Here is a 23504-nt window from a genome sequence, read left to right on the forward strand (position 1 = left end):
GGCCGCCCTCGCCGCTCTGGCCGACGATGCCGCGGCCCGCGCGGCCGACGGGCGCACGCTGCTCGCGGTGGTCGAGGCCTGTCCGGCCCTGCGCGGGGTGCTGGAGTGGGCCCGGCTCCTTGACGTCCTCACGCCTCTGCGGCCCCGCCACTACTCGGTGTCCTCGTCGCCCGGCGTGCGACCCGGCCATGCCGACCTGATGGTGTCCCTCCTGGAGGCCCCGGCCCGCTCGGGCAACGGGCGGCTGTACCGCGGCACGGGCTCCGGCCACCTCAACGGGGTGCGTCCGGGCGACACCGTCCTGGCCCGTGTGCAGCCGTGCCGCGAGGCCTTCCGCATCGACCACGCGGACGCGGCGCCCGTCATCATGGTCGCCGCGGGAACCGGCATCGCCCCGTTCCGCGGCACGATCGCCGACCGCGCGTGCCTGGCGGCCGAGGGGGCCCAACTACCCCTCGCGCTCTGCTACTTCGGATGCGACGCCCCGGACGCGGACTTCCTGCACGCCGATGAGCTGCGCGCCGCCGAGTCCGCCGGAGCGGTCTCGCTGCGCCCCGCCTTCAGCGCCTCCCCCGTCGACGGGGTGGCCTTCGTCCAGCACCGCATCGCGGCGGAGGCCGACGAGGTGTGGGAGCTGCTGGCCGCGGGAGCCCGGGTGTACGTGTGCGGCGACGGTTCCCGCATGGCGCCGGGCGTGCGTGACGCCCTGCGCACACTCCATCGGGACCGTACGCCGGGGGCCACGGCGGCTGACTCCGAACGGTGGCTGGACGACCTGACCGCGGAGGGGCGTTACGTGGAGGACGTGTACGCGGCCGGATAAGCCGGGCGAGCGACACACGCCGGGCCGGGCACCCCGAGCCCGGCGTGCAGGCTTCGCCGAACAACTCCCCAGGACACGGCGCCGCGCAGTCCACACCCAGCCAGGCGGCTCACGTCGGGGTCGGCGCACCAGGCCCGGCGTGTTGTGGGCCGATGTCGAACAACTCGCCCAAGGCGCGCGTCGTTTCGATGCTGTCCAGGTGGTGCAGGCCCCGGATGCCGAGGCGGGACGCGCCGCGCAGATTGTGCTCCAGGTCGTCGATCATGACGCAGGCGGTCGGTTCGACGCCGAGGCGGTCGCAAGCTGTCCGGTAGATGCGGCGGCCCGGCTTTCGGGAGCCGATCTCGCTGGAGATCACGACGGTGTCCGCGAGCGCGTCCAGGTCGTATCCCTGGTAGCAGTCGTCGCCGAGGGCGTTCGACACGATGGCCACCGGGACGCCATGGGCCCGCAGTTCACGGAGCGCGGCGAGCATCGTCTCGTCCGGCCGCATCCCCGCCCCGATCGCGGCGACGAGGCCCTCCGGTTCCGCCTCCACGCCCTTCTCGCGCAGCCGCCCCGCGATGCCCCGCTCGAACTCCGCCTCGCTCATGCGCCCGCACTCGTGCTCCACGAGGAGCGCCGACGACTCCGCGTCCTCCCGGAACAGCCGCTCGATCAGCAGTGGATCGTCGCTCAGCCGCGCGGAGTAGGAGCGGAACGAGTCGAGCACGCTGGTGGTCAGCACACCGCCGAAGTCGGTGAGCACCGCGCGCGGTGCCGTGTCCGGCCGCACCTCAGGCATGTCGTCCGCGTCGTTCACGTCTGCCTCCTCAAGTCCCGCCCTTGTCGGCGTAGTTGAATCGTCGGTCGAGGATCTCCAGGACCCGCTCGCCCCAGCGTAGATTCGACTCCTCCAGGGACCGGCCCGCCATCAGCGTGAGGTAGGGGCCGATGCGCCCGGCGTCGCGCAGGTACTCCGCCTCGTCACGGCCGCCGAGAAGATGGAGGCGCAGCCGTTCGTACCGGGCCAGCTTGCCGCGCGACCACTCCATGCGCTCCTCGATCAGCGCGCGGGTGGCGGCCGGGTCGCCGCCGTCCATGGCCTGCACCTTGACCATGAGCTCGTCCCGGATGGCGATGGGCCGGGGCGGCTCGGCGGAGAAGGCGTGCAGATCCCGCAGGCCGGCCTCGGTGAGCGTGAACATCCGCTTGTTCGGCCTGCGTTCCTGCTGCACCACGCGGGCGTCGATCAGCCCGTCGCCCGCAAGGCGCTCCAGCTCGCGGTAGAGCTGCTGGGGAGTCGCGGACCAGAAGTTCGACACGGACACGTCGAAGATCTTGGCCAGGTCGTAGCCGGACGACTCGCCCTCCAGGAGCGCCGCGAGCACCGCGTACTTGAGAGACATCTGGACACCGTACACCGATGCGATTACTCTCCATCGCACCTACTCAACAAATTGACTAGCTAGATGAGGCGTGGGCATGCAGGCTTTCCGCAAGGCCGTCGAGGCCAACGATCACGCGGCCATCGAGACGCTCCTGGCCGAGGAAGTCGTCTTCTCGAGCCCGGTCGTGTTCCGGCCCTACCCGGGCAAGGCGACGACCGCCGCGATCCTGCGCGGCGTCACACGGGTCTTCGAGGATTTCCGCTACGTACGCGAGATCAACGACCCCGGAGGGCGCGATTCGGCGCTCGTCTTCGAGGCGCGGGTCGGCGACCGGCAGATCACCGGCTGCGACTTCCTCCACGTCGACGAGGACGGACTGATCGACGAGTTCATGGTGATGGTCCGCCCCCTGTCAGGCGCCCAGGCGCTCGCGGCGGCCATGGGCGCCCAGTGGGACCGGATCACGCAGGAGGCGGCGGACGGCGCGTGACGCGGCTACCAGGCGCGGGCCGACTGAATGAGGTGGTCGCGCACGAGGGTGACGTGCGGGTTGTCCGCTGATCCGGGGCGCTGCACCAGGAAGCCCGTGTTGATCGGGGCGTCCTGCGGGTCGTGGAGGAGGACCAGCGTGTCGGCGGCCAGCGCGTCGCGGCAGAGGTAGCGGGGCAGGACGGAGAATCCGGCGCCCGCGATGACGGCCGAAAGCACGCCGCGCAGGTCGGGGACCGTGACGGAGGCCTCGCAGGCCAGCCGCTTGCCGAAGACGTGCCGCCAGTAGCGGCGGGCGATCGGCAGATCCTCGGCGTAGGTGACCAGCGGGACGCCGAGCAGCACCCCGGGGCCGTCGGCGGCGATCCGCGCGGGGCCACCGATGCGCTCGGCCCACGAAGGGGCCGCGACCAGCACGAACTCCTCGTCCGCCAGCGGCACGGAACTCAGGGAACGCCCGCGCGGGCGGGCCGTGGCGATCACCAGGTCGTGCCGCCCCGCCCGCAGCTCGTCCAGGAGCGGATCGGTCAGGCCGGTCGTCACGCGCAGCCTGACCCCCTTCTCGACCAGCGGGGCGAGCGCGGGCAGCGCGCAGTGACAGAGCATCTCCGCCGGGCCCGCCAGGTGGACGGGCTCCGCGGGGGCGCCGTCGAAGGGGCCGCCGTGTCCGGTGACCGCCGCGAGGGCGTCGAGGGGGTCGACCACACGGGCGGCGAGCGCGTCCGCGTACGGCGCCGGGGCGACACCGCGCGGCAGCCGCTCGAACAGCTCCCGGTCGACCTGCCGCTCCAGGGCCCGGATCTGCGTGGTCACGGTGGGCTGCGAAAGGCCGAGCAGACGGGCCGCGGCGGTGAAGGAACCCGACCGGTACACGGCCAGGAACGTACGCAGCAGGTTCAGGTCCAGTGGGCCCCCGGCGGCGCTCCGCGCCACGCCTGCCCCGTCCGGCGCGGCATTCGGCGCTATTCCCGCTGACCCATTGGAATTCCTATCTTCCATGTGGGTCAGCCTATTGGATTTCGTTGGTCACGCCGACCTACCTTCGAGGACAGCACCGACTGACGCTCTGAGCACAGAACGTCAGAGATTCCAGCCTCGGAGAGACACCATGTCCAAGATCCTGTTCGTCGTGACCGGCGCCGACCACTGGACGCTGGCTGACGGCACCCAGCACCCGACCGGCTTCTGGGCCGAGGAGGCCGTCGCGCCGTACCAGGCGTTCAAGGCCGCCGGACACGAGATCGTCGTCGCGACACCGGGCGGCGTCGTGCCGACCGTCGACCAGGCGAGTCTGGCGCCCGAGTTCAACGGCGGCCAGGAAGGCGCCGACAAGGTCTCCGCGACCCTCGCGGGCATCAGCGAGTTCCTGCGGCCGGTCAAGCTGGCCGAGATCGACCTCGCCGACTACGCCGCGGTCTTCTACCCCGGCGGCCACGGCCCCATGGAAGACCTCGCCGTCGACGCGGAATCCGGCAGGCTCCTCACCACCGCCCTGGAGATCGGCATGCCGCTCGGCGTCGTCTGCCACGGTCCTGCCGCACTGCTCGCCGCCACCAAGGAGGACGGCTCCAACGCGTTCGCGGGGTACGAGCTGACCGGCTTCACCAATGCCGAGGAGACGCAGTCCGGGTTCGCCGAGAAGGCCAAGTGGCTGCTCCAGGACCGCCTCGTCGCGGCGGGCGCCGACTTCCAGGAGGGCGAGGCGTGGGCCCCCAAGGTGGTCGTCGACCGCAACCTGGTCACCGGTCAGAACCCGGCATCCTCCGCGCCGCTGGCCGACGAGCTCCTCAAGAAGCTGGCCTGACCGCATGGGCACCGACCGGCTCGACGAGGTCCTCGACGCCACCTACGACTCCCTCACGAGGTATGGCGTACGGCGCACGACGATGGACGACATCGCCTCCACGATGGGCGTGTCCCGGTCAGCGGTCTATCAGTACGTACGCAACAAGGACGACGCCTTCCGCAGGCTCGCCGAGCGTCTGCACGCCGAGGCGCTCGCGCGGGCCCGGCAGGCGGCGGCCGATGACACCTCCAGTGCCGAGCGCATCAGGGGCGTCCTCGCCGCCAAGCTCGACCTGGTCCTGCGCCTGGCCGGGGACTCGCCGCACTCCGCCGAGCTCCTCGACGCCAAGGCCCGCCTCTTCGGCGACATCTGCCACGGGTTCACCGGCTCGCTGCGGCACCTGCTCATCGATCTGTTCACCGAAGCGGGGACCCCGGCCACGGTGGAGCCCGCCGAGGCCGCCGACATCTGCATCGCCCTGGTCATAGGCCTGGAGTCGGTGTCCGACGGCCGCCATCTCTTCGGGCCCGCCACGGACGCGCTCCTGACCGGCCTCCTCGGTTCGCCGGTCACCACGACGCCCGAGTGACCGGCCCTCCACCTTCACCCCTCGCGCTCACCCCACCCCCACGCACCAGCTCATCTGAGACCTCCGAGGAGACCCCTCATGCACCAACCCGAGTCGCCCGCCCCCGAGGCGCTCGTCGCCAAGCTCCGTGCCACCTTCGCCACCGGCCGCACCCGGCCCCTGGCCTGGCGCGAGGAACAGCTCACCCAGCTGCGCTCCCTGTTCACCGAGCACCGCGAGGACATCGCGGACGCCCTGTACGCCGATCTGCACAAGCCGCGCACCGAGGCGTACACCGCTGAAGTCGACTTCCCCGTAAGGGAGATCGACCACACGCTGGCCCACCTGGAGGAGTGGCTGCGCCCCCAGCCGCTCGCGTCCGGCGCGCTCGCCGGACTGCCCGATGGCTCGACCGCCGGCACGCAGTACGAACCGCTCGGTACCGTCCTGATCATCGCGCCGTGGAACTACCCCGTCCAGCTTCTGCTCGTCCCCCTGGTGGGTGCGCTCGCCGCGGGCAACACGGCCGTCCTGAAGCCGAGCGAAGTCACCCCGGCCACCTCGGAGTTGATCGCCCGGCTGATTCCCGCGTACCTGGACACGGACGCGGTCGCCGTCGTCGAGGGCGGCGTGCCGGAGACCACCGCGCTGCTCGCCCAGCGGTACGACCACATCTTCTACACCGGCAACGGCGCCGTCGGCCGCATCGTGATGCGCGCCGCCGCCGAGCACCTGACCCCGGTCACCCTCGAACTCGGCGGCAAGTCACCGGTGTTCGTCGACCGGGACGTCGACCTGACCGCCGTCGCCACGCGCCTGGCCGAGGCCAAGTTCCGCAACGCAGGACAGACGTGCGTCGCCCCCGACTACGTCCTCACCGACCCGGACACCGCGCCCACGCTGGCCAAGGAGCTCCGCACCGCCGTGGAGCGGGTGTTCGGCGCGGACCCCAAGTCCTCGCAGACGTACGGACGCATCGTCAACGAACGGCACTTCGACCGGGTCTCCGCTCTCCTCGGCTCCGGGACGACGGCGTTCGGCGGGCAGAGCGACCGCGACGACGTCTACATCGCGCCGACCGTGCTCACCGACGTGCAGCCCGACGAGCCGGTGATGCGGGAGGAGATCTTCGGCCCCGTACTGCCGATCGTGAACGTCGACGGCCTCGACGAGGCCATCGCCTTCATCAACGACCGCGACAAGCCGCTCGCCCTCTACGGCTTCACCGAGAGCGAGACGACGCGGCGGCGCCTCGCCGCGGAGACGTCGTCGGGCGGGCTCGGCTTCGGCCTTCCGATGGCTCATCTCCGCGTCCCCGAGCTGCCGTTCGGAGGAGTCGGCGAGAGCGGCGTGGGCAACTACCACGGCCCGCACTCCATCGCCACGTTCAGCCACCGCAAGGCCCGGCTCGACGTGCCGCTGGGCTGATTCCCGGCCACTCGCTGTGGCGGCCCTGTGCAGTTTCCGCCCTCCCTGTGCTCCTCTCGGCTGCCGCGCCATAAGCTGCGCGGTTGATCAACGCAACGGCACCGTCCAGGTCGTTCGCGTTCCCCGAGAGGAGCACACATGGCAGAACAAGAGCCGCTGCCCGACACATCTGGCGGACCCGACCGCCGCAGAGTCCTCGCGTATCTGCTCGCGGCGCCGACGCTGGCCGTCGGCGTGCGGCTCGGCGTCGACTCGGCAGGCGGGGAGTCGGCCGAGGCCGTGGTGCCCTCGCCTCCGCAGCCCGAGAACCTGCTCGACCTCGGTGACCTGCAGAACCTCGCGGCGGCGCCCACGTCCGGTCTGATCGCGGTCCAGGTGCACACCGACGGCACCGCGTCGTTCGCCGTGCCCCGGGCCGAGGTGGGCCAGGGCATGACCACGGCGGTCGCGATGATGATCGCCGAGGAGATGGACCTGCCGCTCGCCAAGGTCAGGGTCACGCTGGCCGACGCCCGGCCGGAGCTGATGATGAATCAGCTCACCGGCGGCTCGAACTCGATGCGCAGCATCTACCGCCCCGTGCGCGTGGCGGCGGCCGTGGCCCGGCAGCGTCTCGTCTCGACCGCCGCCGAGCAGTGGGGCGTCGCCGCGTCCGAGCTGTCCACCAAGGACGGCGTCATCTCGTACGGCTCCGCGAAGAGCGCCACGTACGGATCGCTCGCGAAGGCGGCGGCGAGCACCCACGTCGTGGCGGCTTCGGCGAGGCTGAAGGACCCGTCGGAGTTCACCGTCATCGGCACCCCGCAGAACCGCGTCGACGCGCTGGCCGCCGTGACCGGGCGCAAGACGTTCGGCATGGACATCCAAGTCCCCGACGCCAAGCCGACGATGGTGCGCAGGCCGCCCACGATCAACGGCACCGTCGTGTCCGTCGCCAACGCCGACGCGGTGCGCGGGATGCCGGGCATCACCGATGTGGCGACCGTCAAGCACGGTGTGGCGGTGCGCGGTGAAACGTTCGGCCAGTGCATCGACGCGCTGCGGGCGTTGGAGGTGACCTGGGGTCCCGGCACCGTGGACAAGGAGTCGGACGACACCGTCCTGGCCAAGCTGAAGAAGGCCGCGCTGCCGCTTGTCGTGCCCCCGCTCCTGACGAAGAAGGTCGAGGCCGAGTTCACCTTCGCCTTCGCCAGCAACAGCCCGCTGGAGCCCGACAACGCGATCGCCGACGTGCGTTCCGACCGCGCCGAGATCTGGTCGAGCCTCAAGGTGCCGATCGTGGCGCAGCGCGAGATCGCCACCCGGCTCGGGCTGCCGCAGAAGGCCGTCACCGTGCATGTGGTGGAAGGCGGCGGGTCGTTCGGACGGCATCTCTTCCACGACGTGGCAGCCGAAGCCGCCGAGATATCGCAGAAGATGGGCAAGCCGATCAAGCTCTCGTGGTCCCGCACGGACAACTTCCGGCAGGGCCGCACGCACCCCATGTGCATCTCCCGGGTACGCGCCACGTACGCCCTCGGCAATGTCCTCAGCTACGAGCAGCGGCACACCAGTTCACGGACGGACTTCGGGCACGGCCTCGGCGAGGTGCTCACTGCGACGGCCGCGAAGCTTCCCGTGGTGGGCAATCCGACGTTCGCCCAGACCATTTTCCAGCTCACCCAGTCCTCGCCCTACCACTTCGGTGCCACCACGCAGCTCCTGAACGAGGTGCCGCTGAAGTTCAACACGGGCAGCATGCGCAACATCTACTCGCCGAACGTGGCGTGCGCGCGGGAGCTCATCGTCGACCAACTGGCCGCGAAGATGGGCAAGGACCCGGTGGAGTTCCGCCGGGAGTTCGTCAAGGAGAAGCGGCTGCGCGCCGTCCTGGACAAGGCTGCCGAGGCAGGCGAGTGGGGAAGGCCGCTGCCGTCCGGTGTCGCCCAGGGGATCGCGCTGCACGCCGAGTACCGGGGAGCGGTGGCCTCGCTCGTGGAGATCGACTGCAGGCCCGAGACGGTGAACCGGAAGGTCAGGGACGGAGTCACCGGGCCGCGGGTCACCAAGGCGCTGATGGTCGTGGACGCGGGCTTCGCCATCAACCCCCGTGGCATCGAGGCCCAGATGATGGGCGGGATGAACGACGCCCTCGCCATGGCGCTCACCTCCAGCCTGCACATCAAGGACGGCATCCCGCTGGAGGGCAGCTGGGACAACTACTTCTACACGCGGCAGTGGAACACCCCGCTCGAACTGGACGTCGTCGTGATGGGCGAGACCACCGGAAAGCCCGCCGGTGTGGGCGAGTTGGGGGTCGCGCCCGCGTTCGCCGCCATCGCCTGCGCCTACGCGCACGCCACCGGCACGATGCCGACCAGCTTCCCGATCAACCACGGCACGCTCTCCTTCGAGCCGCTGCCGCTCGAGCCGTCCACGCCGCAGTCCCCGACCGACGGTCTCGACCGCGCCTACTGAGGAGCCTTCCGTGCCAAGCCACACCTTCAAGCTCAACGGCGAGCAGATCACCGTCGAGGCCGAGGACGACGTACGCCTTCTGTGGGTCCTGCGCGACCTGCTCGGCGTGACCGGGCCGAAGTACGGCTGCGGTCTCGGCGTCTGCCAGTCCTGTACGTCGCACATCAACGGCAAGGCGTTCAACCCCTGTTCGGTGCCGGTGTCGAAGATCGGCACCGACGACGAGATCACCACGATCGAGGGCCTGCCAGGCACCGTCGGCAAGGAGCTGCACCCGATGCAGGAGGCCTGGCTGGAGCTCGACGTCTCGCAGTGCGGGTACTGCCAGCCGGGCCAGATCATGGCCGCCGTCGCGAAAGTACGGCAGGCCGCCGCCGCTGGTCGTGAGATCAGCGACGGCGACCTGGACGAGATCCGCAACATCTGCCGGTGCGGTACGTACACCCGGATCCGCGAGGCCATCAAGGCCGGGGCGAAGCGGATGTGAACTCCCTCGCGTCCAGGGCGGGTTCCGGTGTCCCGGCGACGTCGGGACCCGCTGTCGCGCGGCGGGCGGGGAAGCCGTGCCTGCGGGCGGCGATCACCACGACGAGGACGGGCACCAGGAGTGCGAGCACACTCCAGGGGAAGGACTCCGAGCCGAGCTGTCCGAGCAGGATGCCGCCGACGACTCCGCCCGCGGCCATGGCCGCGTTCCACAGCGTGATGAGCATGGCCTGCGCGGCGTCCGCCGACTCGCCGCCCGCGTCGCCGACCGCGGTCTGCAGAAGGGTGGGCGCGCCGCCCCAGCCGAGCCCCCACAGGGTCACCGCGAGGTAGACGAGGGCGGGGCTGTCGGCGAGCACCGCGAGGAGCGCTACGGCCACGGCCACCAGGAGGGTGGCGGCGATGGTGAGCGCACGCAGCCTGCGGTGGATGTGCGCGCCCACGATCCAGATGCTCACGAGGGACGCGGCGCCGAAGACCAGGAGGACGACGTCGGTCGAGCCGCCCATGCCGAGGTGGTCGAGGAACGTGGCGATGTAGGTGTAGAGGATGGTGTGGGCGAGGACGAAGACCAGCGTGACCGTCAGGACCGGGGTCACCCCGGGCAGACGCAGGGTGCTCAGGACAGGGGTGCGGCCTTCGCGGCGCTGCCCCGGGTGGTCGGGGACCGTCGCGGTGATCCAGGCGAGCAGCACGACGGTGAGCACGGTCATGAGCAGGAACGCGAAACGCCAGCCGAGCGCCTTGCCCAGGAACGTCCCGGCGGGCACGCCGAGCGACAGGGCGACGGGGATGCCTGCCATGGCGATGGCGATGGCCTTGCCCTGCAGATGGGCGGGGGCCAGGCGGCGGGCGTATCCGGCGAGCAGCGCCCAGGCGAGACCTGCCGCGACCCCGGCGACGAACCGGGCCACCATGGTCAGGGGATAGTTCCCGGAGAGCGCCGTGACGGTGTTGGCTACGGCGAATCCCGCCATCGCGGTCAGCAGGAGCCGCTTGCGCCGCCACCCTGCGGTGGCCGCGGTCAGCGGGATCGCGGTCAGCGCGGTGCCGATCGCGTAGATGGTGACGGTCTGCCCCATCGCGGACTCGCCGACGCCCAGGTCGGCGCTCATCGCGGGCAGCAGGCCCGCGGGCAGGGTCTCGGTGAGGCTGGTGATGAAGACGGCGGTGGCGAGGGCGAGGAGTGCGGCCAGGGGCAGCTTCTGGTTCCCGGATCCGCCCCGGGAACCCACGTGTTGTGCGGTGTGGTTGCTCATGCTGAGTATGCTCGGACCCTCACATTGATGTGAAGGTCAAGCGAGGGGCTGCGAGGTAGATCGGATGCGGATCGGAGAGCTGTCGGAGCGCACCGGGACACCCCGGCGACTGCTGCGCTACTACGAGGAGCAGGGCCTCATCATGGCCGAGCGCGCGCCGAACGGCTACCGCGAGTACGACGAGCGATTCGTGGACCGGGTCGTGCAGATCAGGGGGCTGCTCGACGCGGGCCTTCCCACCCGCATCATCAAGCAGATCCTGCCGTGCCTCGACAAGCCGCGGACCATCTACTTCCCGGACGCGACACCGGAGATGATCGCCACTCTCGAACACCAGCGGGACCGGATGTCCGAGCGCGTCGAGTGCCTGACCCGCAACCGCGACGCCATCGCGGAGTACCTCGACGCGGTGCGTGACGGCAATCCTCCGGACCGGGTGCCCCAGGAGTCGACGGCCTCATGACCCGAGTTACCCGAGTGACCCGAGCAACGCGTCGAGCCCGGCGGCCAGTTGCTTCGGTCCGCCCCGGCCGTCCAGCGAGATGGCGGTGGCCCGCAGCCTCGGGAACTCCTGGGCGGGCATGCGGTGCAGGCCGAGCCGGAAGGCCGGGTCAGGTTCGCCGGGCTCGTCGTCCATGGCCCGCAGTTCGACGAGGAGATAGCCGAGCAGCCACGCCGTGAACGCCCGGTGGATCTGCACCGCGCGGTGGTCGCTCAGACCGGCGTCATGGAGCAGGGCCAGGACGCGCTCGTCGCTGCGCAGTACGGCCGCGGGCCTGCGGGCCAGCGGGGTGGACAGCAGGCGGGTGGCGAGCAGCGGGACCATGTTCGGGTGCCGCAGGGCGACGCGGTAGGTGGCGAGCGCGATGCGGTGCAGCTCCGCCTGCCAGTCCGCCGCTCGGGGCTTCGCGGCCAGATCGCCCTCCAGCTCCTGGCAGAACGCCTCGACCAGGCCGTCGAGCAGGTCTCCCTTGCCGGCCGCGTACCGGTACAGGGCCATCGCCTCCACGCCCAGTTCCGCGCCGAGCTTGCGCATGCTCAGGCCGGAGAGCCCGTCGCGGTCGACGACCTCCAGGGCCGTGGCCAGGACACGCTCCCTGCTGAGCCGTCCGTAGCGCCCACGGTCACTGGCGCGCCGCCTCTCGGCCCCGGCCGCCTCTTTCTCTTTCGCCATCTCCGCCGCCTCCGCCTCTCTGGCCCCCTTGACCTCAGGGAGCATCGGGTGCAAAGTCGTACATATACGACGTAAACGTACGTAGTCAGCGTACAGCGTCAGAACCCCTCAGGAGCGTCAGCCATGACGCACAGCGAGCCGATGTCGGCGGATCTGGTCCAGGTGGAGCGCGATCTCGCGCTGATGTCGGACGGCAACGTCGTCCGCGTCACCGCGGGCGGCCCCGTCTTCGGCCATCCGTACCCGGTGCGCACCGTCCGGCCGACGACCTTCGTGCCCGCACTCCACCGGCGCGACCGCGCCGCCCTCATGGTCATCGCCGTGAGCTGGGCGCTGAGCTTCCTGTGGTTCTGGACCTGGTGGCTGCAGCCGGAGCACCGCGTCGGCTGGGCGGGCCTGATCATCAACAGCGCCCTGCTGCTCTACCTCACCGGCCTCCCCTGCTACTTCTTCGTCACTGCCCTGCGCCTGCGCCGCGTCAGCCCGGAGCTGCCGGTCCCGGCGCTTCCGGTCGCCTTCGCCGTGACCCGCGCCCCCTCGGAGCCGTGGCCCACCGCCCGGCTGACGCTCGAGGCGATGCTGGCCCAGGACTATCCGCACAGCTACGACGTCTGGCTGTGCGACGAGGACCCGACCGAGGAGATCACCGCCTGGTGCCGCACGCACCGGGTGCGGATGTCCTGCCGCCGGGGCGTGACCCCCTACCACCGCGGCGACTGGCCGCGCCGCACCCGCTGCAAGGAAGGCAATCTCGCCTACTTCTACGACAACTGGGGCTACCGCCGCTATGAGGTGGTCGCGCAGCTCGACTGCGACCACGTGCCCGCGGCGACCTACCTCGCCGAGATGGTCCGCCCCTTCGACGACCCCGCCATCGGCTACGTCGCGGCGCCCAGCATGTGCGACGCCAACGGCACGGTGTCGTGGGCGGCCCGCGGACGCCTGCACCGCGAAGCCGTCTGGCACGGCGCGGTGCAGCTGGGGCACAGCGACGGGCTCGCGCCGATGTGCATCGGCTCCCACTACGCCGTACGCACCCGCGCCCTGCGGGACATCGGCGGCCTCGGCCCCGAGCTCGCCGAGGACTTCTCCACCACGTACCTGCTCAACTCCGCCGGCTGGCACGGCGCGTTCGCCATCGACGCCGAGGCGCACGGGGACGGACCGCTCACCTTCGCCGACATGATCACTCAGGAGTACCAGTGGTCACGGAGCCTGACCACCATGCTCCTCGGGCTGCTGCCGCGCCATCTGCGCCGGCTGCCCCTCCTGCTGCGGCTTCGCTTCTCCTACGCCCTGGCCTACTACCCCCTCCTCGGCCTGATGATCACCGCGGGCCTCACGCTGCCGCCGATCGCCATCCTCACCGGCCTGCCGTGGATGAACGTCAACTACTTCGACTTCCTGATCCACTTCTGGTCCATGCCCGTGTGGCTGCTCCTGACCCTGTACCTGATGCGCCGCCGCGGCATGCTGCGCCCGCGCACCGCCCCGCTGATCAGCTGGGAGACGTGGCTGTTCGCGCTCGCGCGCTGGCCGTTCGTCATCCTGGGCCTGTTCGGCGCCGTCGGACAGAAGCTGCGCCCACGTCCTGTGACCTTCAAGGTCACGCCCAAGGACACCGGCGGCCCACGCCCGCTGCCCGTCCGGCTCACCCTCCCCTTCGTCGTGCTGGCCACCGCCCTGTCCTCCGTCGCCGTGGTGGGCGAGCTGACGAGCCCGGCCGCCGGCTATGTCTTCCTCTGTCTCCTGGCGGCCACGGCCTACGCGGCCGTAGCCATCGCCGTCCCCCTGCTCCATGTGCGGGAGGCGGCACGGGCGGCGGACGTCCGCTTCACCCGCGCCCTTGCGCCCGCACGGCTCCCCCTGGCCCTCGGCCTCCTGGCGGCACTTCCGGTCGCCACCGGCCTCGTCCTCTACCCGGCGTACGCCGCCGCCGTCCTGAGTTGGTGACCGGTCATGAGTGCACCTTCCACGGTCCTCGTCACCGGCGGGGCGGGCTTCATCGGAAGCCATACCTGCGTCGAACTCCTCGACCACGGCTACGAACTGATCGTGATTGACGACTACTCCCACAGCACCCCGCAGGTCTTCACGCGGGTTGAACGGATCGCCGACCGATTCGTCGGCGCCGTCTATGAGCTGGACATCCGTGATCGGCGCGCCCTGTCGGCCGTATTCGACCGCCACTCTGTGGACGCCGTCGTGCACTTTGCCGCGCAAAAGGCCGTGGGCGAGTCGACACGGATGCCCATTCAGTACTACGACACCAACGTCGGCGGCACGACCGCGCTGCTGCGGGTCATGCGCGAACACGACGTGCACCAGCTGGTGTTCTCCTCGTCCTGTTCCATCTACGGCGACGCCGGGCGCGGTCCGCTCGACGAGTCGACGCCCGCCCGGCCCACCAATCCGTACGCCGCGTCCAAGTGGATGTGCGAGCAGGTGCTCGCCGACGTGTGCGCCCGCCGCCCGGAGTTCACCGTGCTCGCCCTGCGCTACTTCAACCCCGTCGGCGCCCACCCCAGCGGGCTCCTCGGCGAGGACCCGGGCGGGGTCCCCGACAATCTGATGCCGTACGTGGCGCAGGTCGCCGTCGGACGGCGTGAGCGGCTCCCCGTGTTCGGCGACGACTACGCCACGCCCGACGGCACCGCGATCCGCGACTACCTCCACGTCATGGACACCGCAGAGGCCCACCGCATCGCCCTTGACCACCTCGCCGACGGACCGGGCATGCGGGTGTTCAACCTCGGTGTCGGCAAGGGCCGTTCGGTCCTGGACGTCATCACCGCGTTCGGCGAGGCCTGCGGCAGGGCCATCCCGTACCAGATCATGCCGCGCCGCCCCGGAGACGTGACCGAACTCGTCGCCGACGCGAGCGCGGTGGCGCGCGCCTGGGGCTGGCGCCCCACCCGCGACCTCCCCGCCATGTGCCGGGACGCATGGCGCTTCCAGCAGCTCAACCCCCATGGCTACGCCGGTTCCGGCCGGCGCGCCAACGGCAAGCAGCGCAACTCGTGAGGCACAACCGTAAGGAGTGACGTCATGCGGATGACAGTGATCGGCACCGGATACGTGGGAACGGTGCACGCCGCGTGCATGGCCGACATCGGCCACCAGGTCCTCGGCATCGACATCGACGCCGAACGGATCGCATCCCTGTCGGCGGGCCGGGCGCCCATCCACGAGAGCGGCCTCGACGAACTGCTCGCCAGGACCGTCGCGTCGGGCAGGCTGCGCTTCTCCACCTCGCTGGCCGAGGGCGCCGCGTTCGCCAGGACGCACTTCATGTGCGTGGGCACCCCGCAGCGACCCGACAGCAAGGCCGCCGACCTCCGGTACGTGGACGCCGTCGTGGACGGTCTGGCCCCGCATCTGCGGCCCGGCAGTCTGATCGTGGGCAAGTCGACCGTGCCGGTGGGCACGGCGGCCCGGCTCGCCGAGCGCCTCGCCGAGACGGCCCCGGACACGGAGGTCGCCTGGAACCCCGAGTTCCTGCGCGAGGGATCCGCGGTCCAGGACACCATGCGGCCGGAGCGGCTCGTGGTGGGCGTGACGTCGCGGCACGCCGAAGCCGTGCTGCGGGCGGTCTATACGCGGATGATCCTCGACGGAGTCCCGTTCTTCTGCACCGACCCGGCGACGGCGGAGCTGGTCAAGGTGGCGGCGAACTCCTTCCTCGCCACCAAGATCTCCTTCATCAACGCCATGGCCGAGGTGTGCGACACCGCCGGCGCCGACGCGTCGGTCCTCGCCCGGGCCATCGGCGCGGACTCACGGATCGGCCCCCGCTTCCTCGAACCGGGTCTCGGCTTCGGGGGAAGCTGCTTCCCCAAGGACATCCGGGCCTTCGCCGCCCGCGCCGAGGAGATCGGCGCCGGTGAGGCGGTGGTGTTCCTGCACGAGGTCGACCGGATCAACACCCGTCAGCGCTCGCGCGCCGTCGACCGGGCACGCCGGCTCCTCGGCGGCTCGTTCACCGGGCGCAGGATCGCCGTGCTCGGCGCGGCGTTCAAGCCGGGCAGCGACGACGTCCGCGACTCGCCCGCCCTGGCCGTGGCGGCGGCCCTGCACCAGCAAGGTGCGGAGGTCCGCGTGCACGACCCGCAGGCCGTCGACAACGCGCGCGCCGCCCATCCCGAGCTGGCCTACGCCCTGGACATCGACAAGGCGTGCGAGGACGCCGACCTGGTCCTGCATCTCACCAACTGGCCCGAGTACCAGGACATCGACCCGGCCGCTCTCGCCGCCCTTGTGCGCTCGCCCGTTCTCCTGGACGCCCGCAACAGCCTCGACCCGCGGTCCTGGTCGGCGGCCGGCTGGGCCGTGCACGCCCCGGGCCGCCCGCGGCTCTCCTCGACCACCCCTTCGAAGGCCAAGGCGGCCGCACTCACCGGAGGTGCGTCATGAGGGTCGTGGTGACCGGCGGCGGCGGATTCGTGGGATCCCATCTGTGCGAGGCCCTGCTGCGCAGAGGAGACACGGTCCACTGCCTGGACAACTTCTGCACCGGTGAACCGGAGAACGTCGCCCACCTGCGCGGCGACTCCCGCTTCCGGCTGGTCCGCGCCGACGTGACGGTGCCCTTCGACGTGCCGGGCCCCGTGGACGCCGTCGCCCATCTCGCGAGCCCCGCGTCGCCGCCGGACTACCACCGTCTTGCCGTGGAGACCCTGGCCGTCGGAAGCCGCGGCACCGAGAACGCGCTGCGCCTGGCCCAACGGCACGGCGCCCGCTTCCTGCTCACCTCCACCAGCGAGGTCTACGGCGACCCGGAGGTCCACCCGCAGCCCGAGGAGTATTGGGGGCACGTCAATCCGGTCGGCCCGCGCAGCGTCTACGACGAGGCCAAGCGGTTCGCGGAGGCGCTCTCCATGGCCTACCGGCGCAGTCACGGCGTCGACGTGGGCATCGTACGGATCTTCAATACGTACGGTCCGCGGATGCGGCCGCACGACGGACGCGTGGTCTCCACCTTCATCCGCCAGGCCCTGGCGGGCGGGCCGCTGACCCTCTTCGGCGACGGCAGCCAGACCCGCAGTTTCTGCTACGTCGACGACCTGGTCCGAGGCCTGGTCGCGATGCTCGACAGCGAGCGCAGCGGTCCGGTGAACCTGGGCAACCCCAGCGAACGCACCGTCCGCGAGCTCGCGGAACTCGTCCTGCGCATCACCGGATCGCCCTCCCGGATCGCGTACCGCCCGCTGCCCGTCGACGATCCGACCCGCCGCCGCCCGGTGATCAACCGGGCCGTGGAACAGCTCGGCTGGATGCCCCGCGTCACCCTCGATGAGGGCCTGCGGCGCACGGTGGCGTGGTTCGCCGCGCGGTCCGGACCGCCGCTCACGCGGGTACCGGTGGAGGCCTGATTCCCATGCGCAGAAAAGCCGCCGGAGCCGCCGGGCGCCGCACCGCCCCCGGCGCCGTGACCGCCGCCATCGTGCTGCTCGGCGCGAGCGCCTGTGCGGCCACGCCCCACTACGCGCCCGAGACCACGTCCGCCACGTACTACGTCAGCTCGCAGGGAGACGACGACAACGACGGTTCCTCGCCCGGTCAGGCCTGGCGTTCCCTCGCCCGTGCCGAGCGTGTGGCGCTCGAACCGGGTGACCGGCTGCTCCTGGAGGGCGGCGCCGAGTTCACCGGCACGATCACCCTCGGCAGCACCGAGGCGGGCCGTGCGGACAAGCCCGTGGTGGTCGGGTCGTACGGCGACGGCCGCGCGACCGTCGAGGCCAAGGGCCGCCCCGGCATCTCCGTGCACAACACCGCGGGCGTGGAGATCCGCGACCTCACCTTCACCGGGGACCGCGCCGCCTACGCCCGCGACGGCGGCATCAACCTCTACGCCGACCGGCCCGGCGGCGGAAAGCTGGAGCATGTCTCCGTCTCCGACGTCACCGTCTCCGGGTTCCAGGTGGGCATCGCGGTCGGCGGCATCGAGAAGGGCGACGGATTCAAGGACCTGACGGTCCGTCAGGCGCAGCTGCACGGCAACAAGGACGCGGGTCTCCTGACCTACGGCCCCGCGTTCGACCCCGGCCAGCCGGCCTACGCCCACGAGGACGTCGACGTCTCGGACGTCTCGGCGTACCGGAACACCGGTGATCCCAAGGCAGTTGACCGCCACACCGGTGACGGCATCATCCTCGGCGCGGTGCGCAACGCCACAGTGCGCGACTCCAGCGCCCACGACAACGGAAGCACGTCGGCCACCGAGGCGCCGTCGGGTCCGGTGGGCATCTGGGCCTACGACGCCAGGGATGTGCGCCTGGAGCACAACACCGCCTACCGCAACCACACGGGATCCGACGTCGACGGTGCCGGGTTCGGATTCGACGAGAACGTCTCGGGCTCGACGATGCAGTACAACCTGGCGTTCCACAACGACGGCCCCGGCTTCTACGCCTACACCAGGAAGGTGAACGGCGCCCACACCGACAACACGATCCGCTACAACATCACCTCCGACGACGGCCGCAAGCTGCCCCGCTTCGGCGGGCTCGCCGTCTACGGCCATGATGTGCGCAACCTGCGGATCTACCAGAACACCGTGGTCATGACGGCCCTGGAGAACGGGAAGAGCGGCCCCGCCCTGCGTCTGATGGACGGTCAGACGGGCGTCAGCGTCCGCAACAACAACTTCGTCACCGACGGCTCCCCGCTGGCCCTGGTGGACGAGGGCCTCACCGCCAAGAACGTCGTCGTGCAGGGCAACAACTACCGTGCGCCGCAAGGACAGTGGATGGTGCAGTGGGGCGACCACTCCTACACCGGCATCGGCGCCTGGCGGGCGGCGACCGGACAGGAGCGCGTCGACGGAAAGCCGACCGGCCTGACCGTCGACCCCTGCTTCGCCGGAGGCGAGCTGCCCACCGCCGACTCCCCCGGTGACGCACACCTGTTCCGCCCGGACTGCGCCGCCCTCGCGGACAAGGGCCTGGATCTGCGCAAGCTGTTCGGCATCGACCCCGGGTCCGTCGACTACTTCGGCCGCACCGTCGGTACGCCTCCGCCGGTCGGGGCCGCGCTGCCCCCGCCTGACTGAGGGCTGACCCCAAGCCGTCTGAAGATGCAGGCGCCCGCCGCCCAGGCCTACGATCGAAGCAGCGAGACCCCAGGTTGACGCGTGATTCTCGGCCGGGTGTCCCTGCCACGCAGGGAGGCGCTTTGCCATTGCTTCGGGCCCCTACTCGGGATCAACCACGGGCGCATCGGCTCATGGCCGCCTACCTCGTCCTGGTCGCCGCTCTCACCATCGCCTATATGACGCTTCCGGGCCTGCGTGCCCCGCTCTGGGCGCTCATCGGCCTAGGTGGCGTCGCGGCCGTCCTCGTCGGTGTGCACGTCCACCGTCCCGCGCACCGCTGGCCGTGGTGGGTGCTCGCGGCCGGGCTCTTCGCGTTCGCCGCGGGCGACACGTACTACAACGTGGACGAGGAGTACTTCCAGGCGGAGAATCCGTTCCCGTCCCCGGCCGACGCCTGCTACCTCACGGTGTATCCGCTGCTCGCGGCGGGCCTCTTCGGCCTGGTCCGCTACCGCTGGGCGGGCCGCGACCTGCCGAGTCTCCTCGACGCACTGATCATCACCGGTGGACTCGCGCTGCCCGTCTGGGTCTATCTCGTCCAGCCGCTCACCGAGGTCGAGGGCCTGACCTGGCCCCAGCGCGCCATCAGCATCGCCTATCCGCTGGGCGACGTACTGGTCCTGGCTCTCCTCGCCCGGCTGCTCACCCCGGGCTTCGTGACCGGCCGCAACCCCGCCGTACGCCTGCTCGTGCTCGGCACACTCACCCTGCTCGCCTTCGACATCACGTACGGAATCTTGCAGCTCAACGGCTTGTGGCAGGCCGGCACGCTCCTGGACACGGGCTGGATCGTCTTCTACACGGCGTGGGGCCTTGCCGCGCTGCACCCCTCGATGGCGGAGCTGACCTCGTACACGCATCAGCGCGAGACCCTGCTCCCGCCGCCGCGCAGGCTCGTGCTGCTCGCCGCGGCCACCCTCATCGCCCCGGCGATCCTGCTCACCGAGGGCCTCCTCGACAGCGCCCATGACGCGGCCGTGATCGCCGCCTTCTCCGGCACCCTGTTCCTCCTGGTGATCCTGCGGCTCGCGGGCATGGTCGTGGCGCACCGCAAGGCCGTGGACCGTGAGCTGGCGCTGCGCGGCGCGGCCTCCTCGCTGGTGGCGGCGACCACGCCGGAGGAGATCACCGAGACCTGCGAGAAGACGGTCGCCGCGCTGTCAGGGCCGGGACCCCGGCCCGAGACGCTGCTCCTGGAGGCGGGCGACTCACTACCGGCCCTCTACGCCGCGCTGGATCTCCGCCACACGCGTCTGGTGCGGCCCGCCGCTCTCGGCCCGGAGATCGCCGCCCGTTTCGGGGCGTCGCAGAGCGTACTGGTGTGCCCGATGATCCAGCGCGACCGTCCGGCGGGGCACGAGCCGCCGGGTGTGCTCATCGCGGCAGGCCCCGAGAAGCAGCTCACCGAGTTCTGGGGCTCCCTGGAGATCCTCGCCTCGCACGCGGGCCTGGCGAAGGAGCGCATCTCACTGCGGCGGGAGATCATCCGGCGGGAGAGCGAGGCCTACTTCCGTACGTTGGTGCGCAACGCGTCCGACGTCATCCTCATCGTCGACGACGACAACACCGTCCGGTACGCGAGCCCGTCCGCAGAGGCCGTCTTCGGGGCCGCCCCGCTGATCGGTGCGGAGCTGCCCGCGCTGGTGGACCCACGCGACAGCGACCGGGCGGCGCGGGTGCTCACGGCCATGCGCAGCGGCGCTCAGCAGGAGCCCCACGACTACTGGTGGATGTCGCGGGGCGGCATGCGCGTCGAGGTGGAGGTGCGGTGCAGCGACCTGCGCGAGGACCCGACCGTCCGGGGGCTCGTCGTCACCCTGCGTGACGTGACCGAGCAGCGTCAGCTGGAGCACGAGCTCACCCAGCGGGCCTTCCACGACGCGCTGACCGGCCTTCCCAACCGGACCCTGCTCCTGGAGCGAATCGAGCGCGCACTGCTGCGTGGCCGCCGGGAGTCGACGCTGACCTGCGTGCTCTTCATCGACCTCGACGACTTCAAGGTCGTCAACGACACGCTGGGCCACTCGGTCGGCGACCGGCTCCTGGCCGCCGCCGGTACCCGCCTCTCGCGGTCGCTGCGCCGCAGCGACACCGCGGCCCGTCTCGGCGGCGACGAGTTCGCCGTCCTGATGGAGGACGCGAAGGAGCCCGTCGACGCCGAGATCCTCGCCGCGCAGGTGGTGCAGGCGCTCAGCAGGCCCTTCCACCTGTCCGGCGACTCCGTGAGCGTCTCGGCGAGCGTGGGCGTGGCCACGGCCGTGGACAGCGCGGACGCCGAGGAGCTCCTGGCGCACGCCGACCTGGCGCTGTACGCCGCCAAGGCCGCGGGGAAGCGTCAGTGGCGCCGCTTCCAGCAGCGGCTGCACATACGCATGCTGGAGCGGCACGACCTGCAGGCGAGCCTGGAACGGGCCATCACCGACGAGCAGTTCGCGCTGCGCTACCAGCCCGTCGTGGACATCAGCGCGAACGGCGGCCCTGCGGGCAGTGGCGCGGGCGCCGCCGAGATCGTCGGCTTCGAGGCCCTGGCCCGCTGGCCGCACCCCCGACGCGGCCTGGTGCCGCCGCAGCAGTTCATCCCGCTCGCCGAGGAGACCGGGCACATCACGCCGCTGGGCGCCTGGGTCCTTGGCAACGCCACCACGGCCATGGCCGGTCTGCAGGGCGTGGGGCCCCCTTCGGAGCGTCGCCCCTACATCAGCGTCAACGTGTCCGCGCGGCAGTTCCGCGACCCGGGCTTCCTCGACGAGGTGCGGGGCGCCCTTGAGACACCCGGACTCGCCCCGGGGTCACTGCAGTTGGAGCTCACCGAGTCGGTGCTGATGCGGCGCGACGGACAGATCCAGGCGGTCATGCAGGCGTTGAAGGACCTCGGCGTGCGGATCGCGGTCGACGACTTCGGCACGGGATTCTCCTCGCTGCGCTATCTCCGCGAGTTCCCCATCGACGTACTCAAGATCGACAAGACGTTCATCGACGACATCGCCGACGACCCCCGGCAGCTCGCCCTGGTCGAGGGCATCGTGCACCTCGCCGACACGATGGGCCTGCAGGTCATCGCCGAGGGGATCGAGGGGTGCGCGCAGCGGGACCTGCTTGCCGGGATGGGCTGCGGGTTCGGTCAGGGCTATTTCTTCGCACGTCCGCTGACGGCCGAGCAGGGGGAGCGGCTGCTGCGCGGGCGCCGGGGAGGCGACGGCGCCGCCGCGGTCCTCGGAGCCGGGCATGGCCGCAAGGTCGCGGCTGCCGTCCCGGACGCCGCGGTCACCCCGCCCGCCGCGGCTGCCCCCGCCCCCTCGGAGAGCGAGAGCACCGTGATCGAACCGGGCACGGAACTCCTGGGGGTACGGCGCGATCCGCGCTGGGAAGATCTCGACCACCTGCGGCGGACCAGCCCGATGAGCGACTGCGTCCTGGACGAGGTCCGCGGCCGGCACATCCGCAGCGGGGACCACTGGCTCATCGACTTCGCCTCCTGCAACTACCTGGGCTTCGACTGCGACCCGGAGATCATGGACGCCATCGAACCCGCCGTACGCCGCTGGGGAACGCACCCCAGCTGGTCCCGGCTGCTCGGCAGCCCCCGGCTCTACCCCGAGATCGAGGAACGGCTCACCGCGCTGCTCCGGGCGCCGGACACCCTGCTGCTCCCGACGGCCACGCTGATCCACGCCTCGGTGATCCCCGTCCTCGCCGACAAGGGCCATGTCTTCGTCGAGGCCGCGGCGCACCGCACCGTGTACGACGGCTGCGTGGCGGCCCGCGGGCAGGGCGCGACGCTGCGCAGGTTCCACGCCGACCGCCCCGACGAACTGGCCGCCCAGCTGCGGGCGGCGCCGAACGGCTCGGCCCGCCTTGTCTGCCTCGACGGCGTCAACAGCATGAGCGGAAACATCGCCGATGTTCCTCAACTGGCAGGCATATGCCGTGACTTGGACGCCACGCTGTACATCGACGACACCCACGGATTCGGCGTCATCGGCGAACGCGGCGCCGACGAACCGTGCCCGTACGGACTCCGCGGCAACAGCGTCGTCCGGCACACGGGCGAGACGTACGACAACATCGTGCTCGTCGGCGGCTTCTCCAAGGCCTACTCGTCGCTGCTCGCCTTTCTCGCGCTGCCGCCCTGGCTCAAGGACCACCTGAAGGTCGCCGCCGCCCCCTATCTGTACTCGGGGCCCTCACCCACGGCCTCGCTCGCGACCGCGCTCGCCGGTCTTGAGGTCAATGACCGGCGGGGTGACGCCATCCGCGCCGATCTGCACCGCAAGACGGTCCGGGTGCTCGACCACGTGGCCGGGCTCGGCCTGGAGACGCTCAACTCCGATCAGCTGCCGATCGTGGAGATCCCCCTGGCCGACGCGGCGGACCTGGACGCGGTCGCCGGATTCCTGTGGGAGCAGGGCATCTATGTGACTCTGGCGGTCTACCCGCTCGTGCCGCACGACCGCGTCGGCTTCCGCGTGCAGCTCACGGCCCTGAACTCCGACGAGGACATCGACCGGCTCAACGCCGCCCTGACCCGCCTTGCCGAACGGTTCCCGCTGCGGCCGGGAAGCTGACACCGC

19 protein-coding genes are annotated in these 23504 nt (G+C 71.1%); 14 read left to right on the forward strand and 5 right to left on the reverse strand.

Annotation, left to right across the window (positions count from 1 at the left end; all coding sequences use genetic code 11):
• Positions 1 to 823 (forward strand): ferredoxin reductase domain-containing protein (locus ABD378_RS38945; protein WP_486389306.1); only part of this gene is annotated, 823 nt, incomplete at its 5' end.
• Positions 824 to 932: 109 nt separating this feature from the next.
• On the opposite strand, the gene ABD378_RS38950 is transcribed toward ABD378_RS38945, so the two are convergent.
• Together ABD378_RS38950 and ABD378_RS38955 are read right to left on the reverse strand one after the other, a co-directional pair.
• Complete coding sequence (locus ABD378_RS38950; protein ID WP_344529243.1) at positions 933 to 1625, reverse strand: HAD family hydrolase; 693 nt, start codon at positions 1623 to 1625, stop codon at positions 933 to 935.
• A 10-nt stretch (positions 1626 to 1635) separates the two neighbouring features.
• Positions 1636 to 2211, reverse strand: a complete 576-nt coding sequence (locus ABD378_RS38955) for a PadR family transcriptional regulator (protein ID WP_344529245.1) — start codon at positions 2209 to 2211, stop codon at positions 1636 to 1638.
• Positions 2212 to 2287: 76 nt separating this feature from the next.
• On the opposite strand from ABD378_RS38955, the gene ABD378_RS38960 reads away from it, so the two are divergent.
• Positions 2288 to 2683, forward strand: a complete 396-nt coding sequence (locus tag ABD378_RS38960) for a nuclear transport factor 2 family protein (protein ID WP_344529247.1) — start codon at positions 2288 to 2290, stop codon at positions 2681 to 2683.
• 5 nt (positions 2684 to 2688) lie between these two features.
• Here ABD378_RS38960 and ABD378_RS38965 read toward each other — a convergent pair whose 3' ends face one another.
• Entirely contained in the window at positions 2689 to 3681 is a 993-nt protein-coding gene (locus ABD378_RS38965) for a LysR family transcriptional regulator (protein WP_344529249.1), read from the reverse strand.
• A 109-nt stretch (positions 3682 to 3790) separates the two neighbouring features.
• Between ABD378_RS38965 and ABD378_RS38970 the strand changes: the two genes are divergently transcribed.
• From ABD378_RS38970 to ABD378_RS38990, 5 genes are all read left to right on the forward strand, one after another.
• Positions 3791 to 4486 (forward strand): type 1 glutamine amidotransferase domain-containing protein, encoded by a 696-nt coding sequence (locus ABD378_RS38970; RefSeq protein WP_344529251.1) that lies wholly within the window; start codon positions 3791 to 3793, stop codon positions 4484 to 4486.
• Positions 4487 to 4490: 4 nt separating this feature from the next.
• On the forward strand, positions 4491 to 5057 hold the full coding sequence (locus ABD378_RS38975; RefSeq protein WP_344529252.1) for a TetR/AcrR family transcriptional regulator: 567 nt from the start codon (positions 4491 to 4493) through the stop codon (positions 5055 to 5057).
• A 78-nt stretch (positions 5058 to 5135) separates the two neighbouring features.
• A complete protein-coding gene (locus ABD378_RS38980; protein WP_344529253.1) occupies positions 5136 to 6464 on the forward strand; it encodes an aldehyde dehydrogenase family protein in 1329 nt (442 codons plus the stop codon).
• A 138-nt stretch (positions 6465 to 6602) separates the two neighbouring features.
• A complete protein-coding gene (locus tag ABD378_RS38985) occupies positions 6603 to 8921 on the forward strand; it encodes a xanthine dehydrogenase family protein molybdopterin-binding subunit (protein WP_344529254.1) in 2319 nt (772 codons plus the stop codon).
• 10 nt (positions 8922 to 8931) lie between these two features.
• Positions 8932 to 9408, forward strand: a complete 477-nt coding sequence (locus ABD378_RS38990; protein WP_344529256.1) for a (2Fe-2S)-binding protein — start codon at positions 8932 to 8934, stop codon at positions 9406 to 9408.
• Here ABD378_RS38990 and ABD378_RS38995 read toward each other — a convergent pair.
• Positions 9383 to 10666: an MFS transporter gene (locus ABD378_RS38995; protein WP_344529258.1), complete on the reverse strand. Its 1284-nt coding sequence runs from the start codon at positions 10664 to 10666 to the stop codon at positions 9383 to 9385. The two genes, ABD378_RS38990 and ABD378_RS38995, sit on opposite strands and share 26 nt — an antisense overlap.
• Positions 10667 to 10730: 64 nt before the next feature.
• Here ABD378_RS38995 and ABD378_RS39000 point away from each other — a divergent pair, with 64 nt between their 5' ends.
• Positions 10731 to 11129: a MerR family transcriptional regulator gene (locus ABD378_RS39000; RefSeq protein WP_344529260.1), complete on the forward strand. Its 399-nt coding sequence runs from the start codon at positions 10731 to 10733 to the stop codon at positions 11127 to 11129.
• A 6-nt stretch (positions 11130 to 11135) separates the two neighbouring features.
• On the opposite strand, the gene ABD378_RS39005 is transcribed toward ABD378_RS39000, so the two are convergent.
• Positions 11136 to 11840: a TetR/AcrR family transcriptional regulator gene (locus ABD378_RS39005; protein ID WP_344529262.1), complete on the reverse strand. Its 705-nt coding sequence runs from the start codon at positions 11838 to 11840 to the stop codon at positions 11136 to 11138.
• A 123-nt stretch (positions 11841 to 11963) separates the two neighbouring features.
• Here ABD378_RS39005 and ABD378_RS39010 point away from each other — a divergent pair, with 123 nt between their 5' ends.
• The 6 genes from ABD378_RS39010 to ABD378_RS39035 all read left to right on the forward strand — a co-directional run bounded on the left by ABD378_RS39010 (position 11964) and on the right by ABD378_RS39035 (position 23498).
• On the forward strand, positions 11964 to 13793 hold the full coding sequence (locus tag ABD378_RS39010; RefSeq protein ID WP_344529264.1) for a glycosyltransferase family 2 protein: 1830 nt from the start codon (positions 11964 to 11966) through the stop codon (positions 13791 to 13793).
• A gap of 6 nt (positions 13794 to 13799) precedes the next feature.
• The gene (gene galE, locus ABD378_RS39015) at positions 13800 to 14864 is read left to right on the forward strand and encodes a UDP-glucose 4-epimerase GalE (protein ID WP_344529266.1); all 1065 of its coding nucleotides are present in this window, start codon (positions 13800 to 13802) and stop codon (positions 14862 to 14864) included.
• 24 nt (positions 14865 to 14888) lie between these two features.
• On the forward strand, positions 14889 to 16253 hold the full coding sequence (locus tag ABD378_RS39020; protein ID WP_344529269.1) for a UDP-glucose dehydrogenase family protein: 1365 nt from the start codon (positions 14889 to 14891) through the stop codon (positions 16251 to 16253).
• On the forward strand, positions 16250 to 17212 hold the full coding sequence (locus tag ABD378_RS39025; RefSeq protein ID WP_344529271.1) for a UDP-glucuronic acid decarboxylase family protein: 963 nt from the start codon (positions 16250 to 16252) through the stop codon (positions 17210 to 17212). Before ABD378_RS39020 ends, ABD378_RS39025 begins: the two co-directional genes overlap by 4 nt.
• Positions 17213 to 17217: 5 nt before the next feature.
• A complete protein-coding gene (locus ABD378_RS39030) occupies positions 17218 to 18891 on the forward strand; it encodes a right-handed parallel beta-helix repeat-containing protein (RefSeq protein WP_344529273.1) in 1674 nt (557 codons plus the stop codon).
• Between the two features lie 173 nt (positions 18892 to 19064).
• A complete protein-coding gene (locus ABD378_RS39035; protein ID WP_344529275.1) occupies positions 19065 to 23498 on the forward strand; it encodes an aminotransferase class I/II-fold pyridoxal phosphate-dependent enzyme in 4434 nt (1477 codons plus the stop codon).
• The last annotated feature ends 6 nt before the right edge of the window (positions 23499 to 23504 follow it).

The organism is Streptomyces rectiviolaceus, from assembly GCF_039533825.1.
Taxonomy (GTDB): Bacteria; Actinomycetota; Actinomycetes; order Streptomycetales; family Streptomycetaceae; genus Streptomyces; species Streptomyces rectiviolaceus.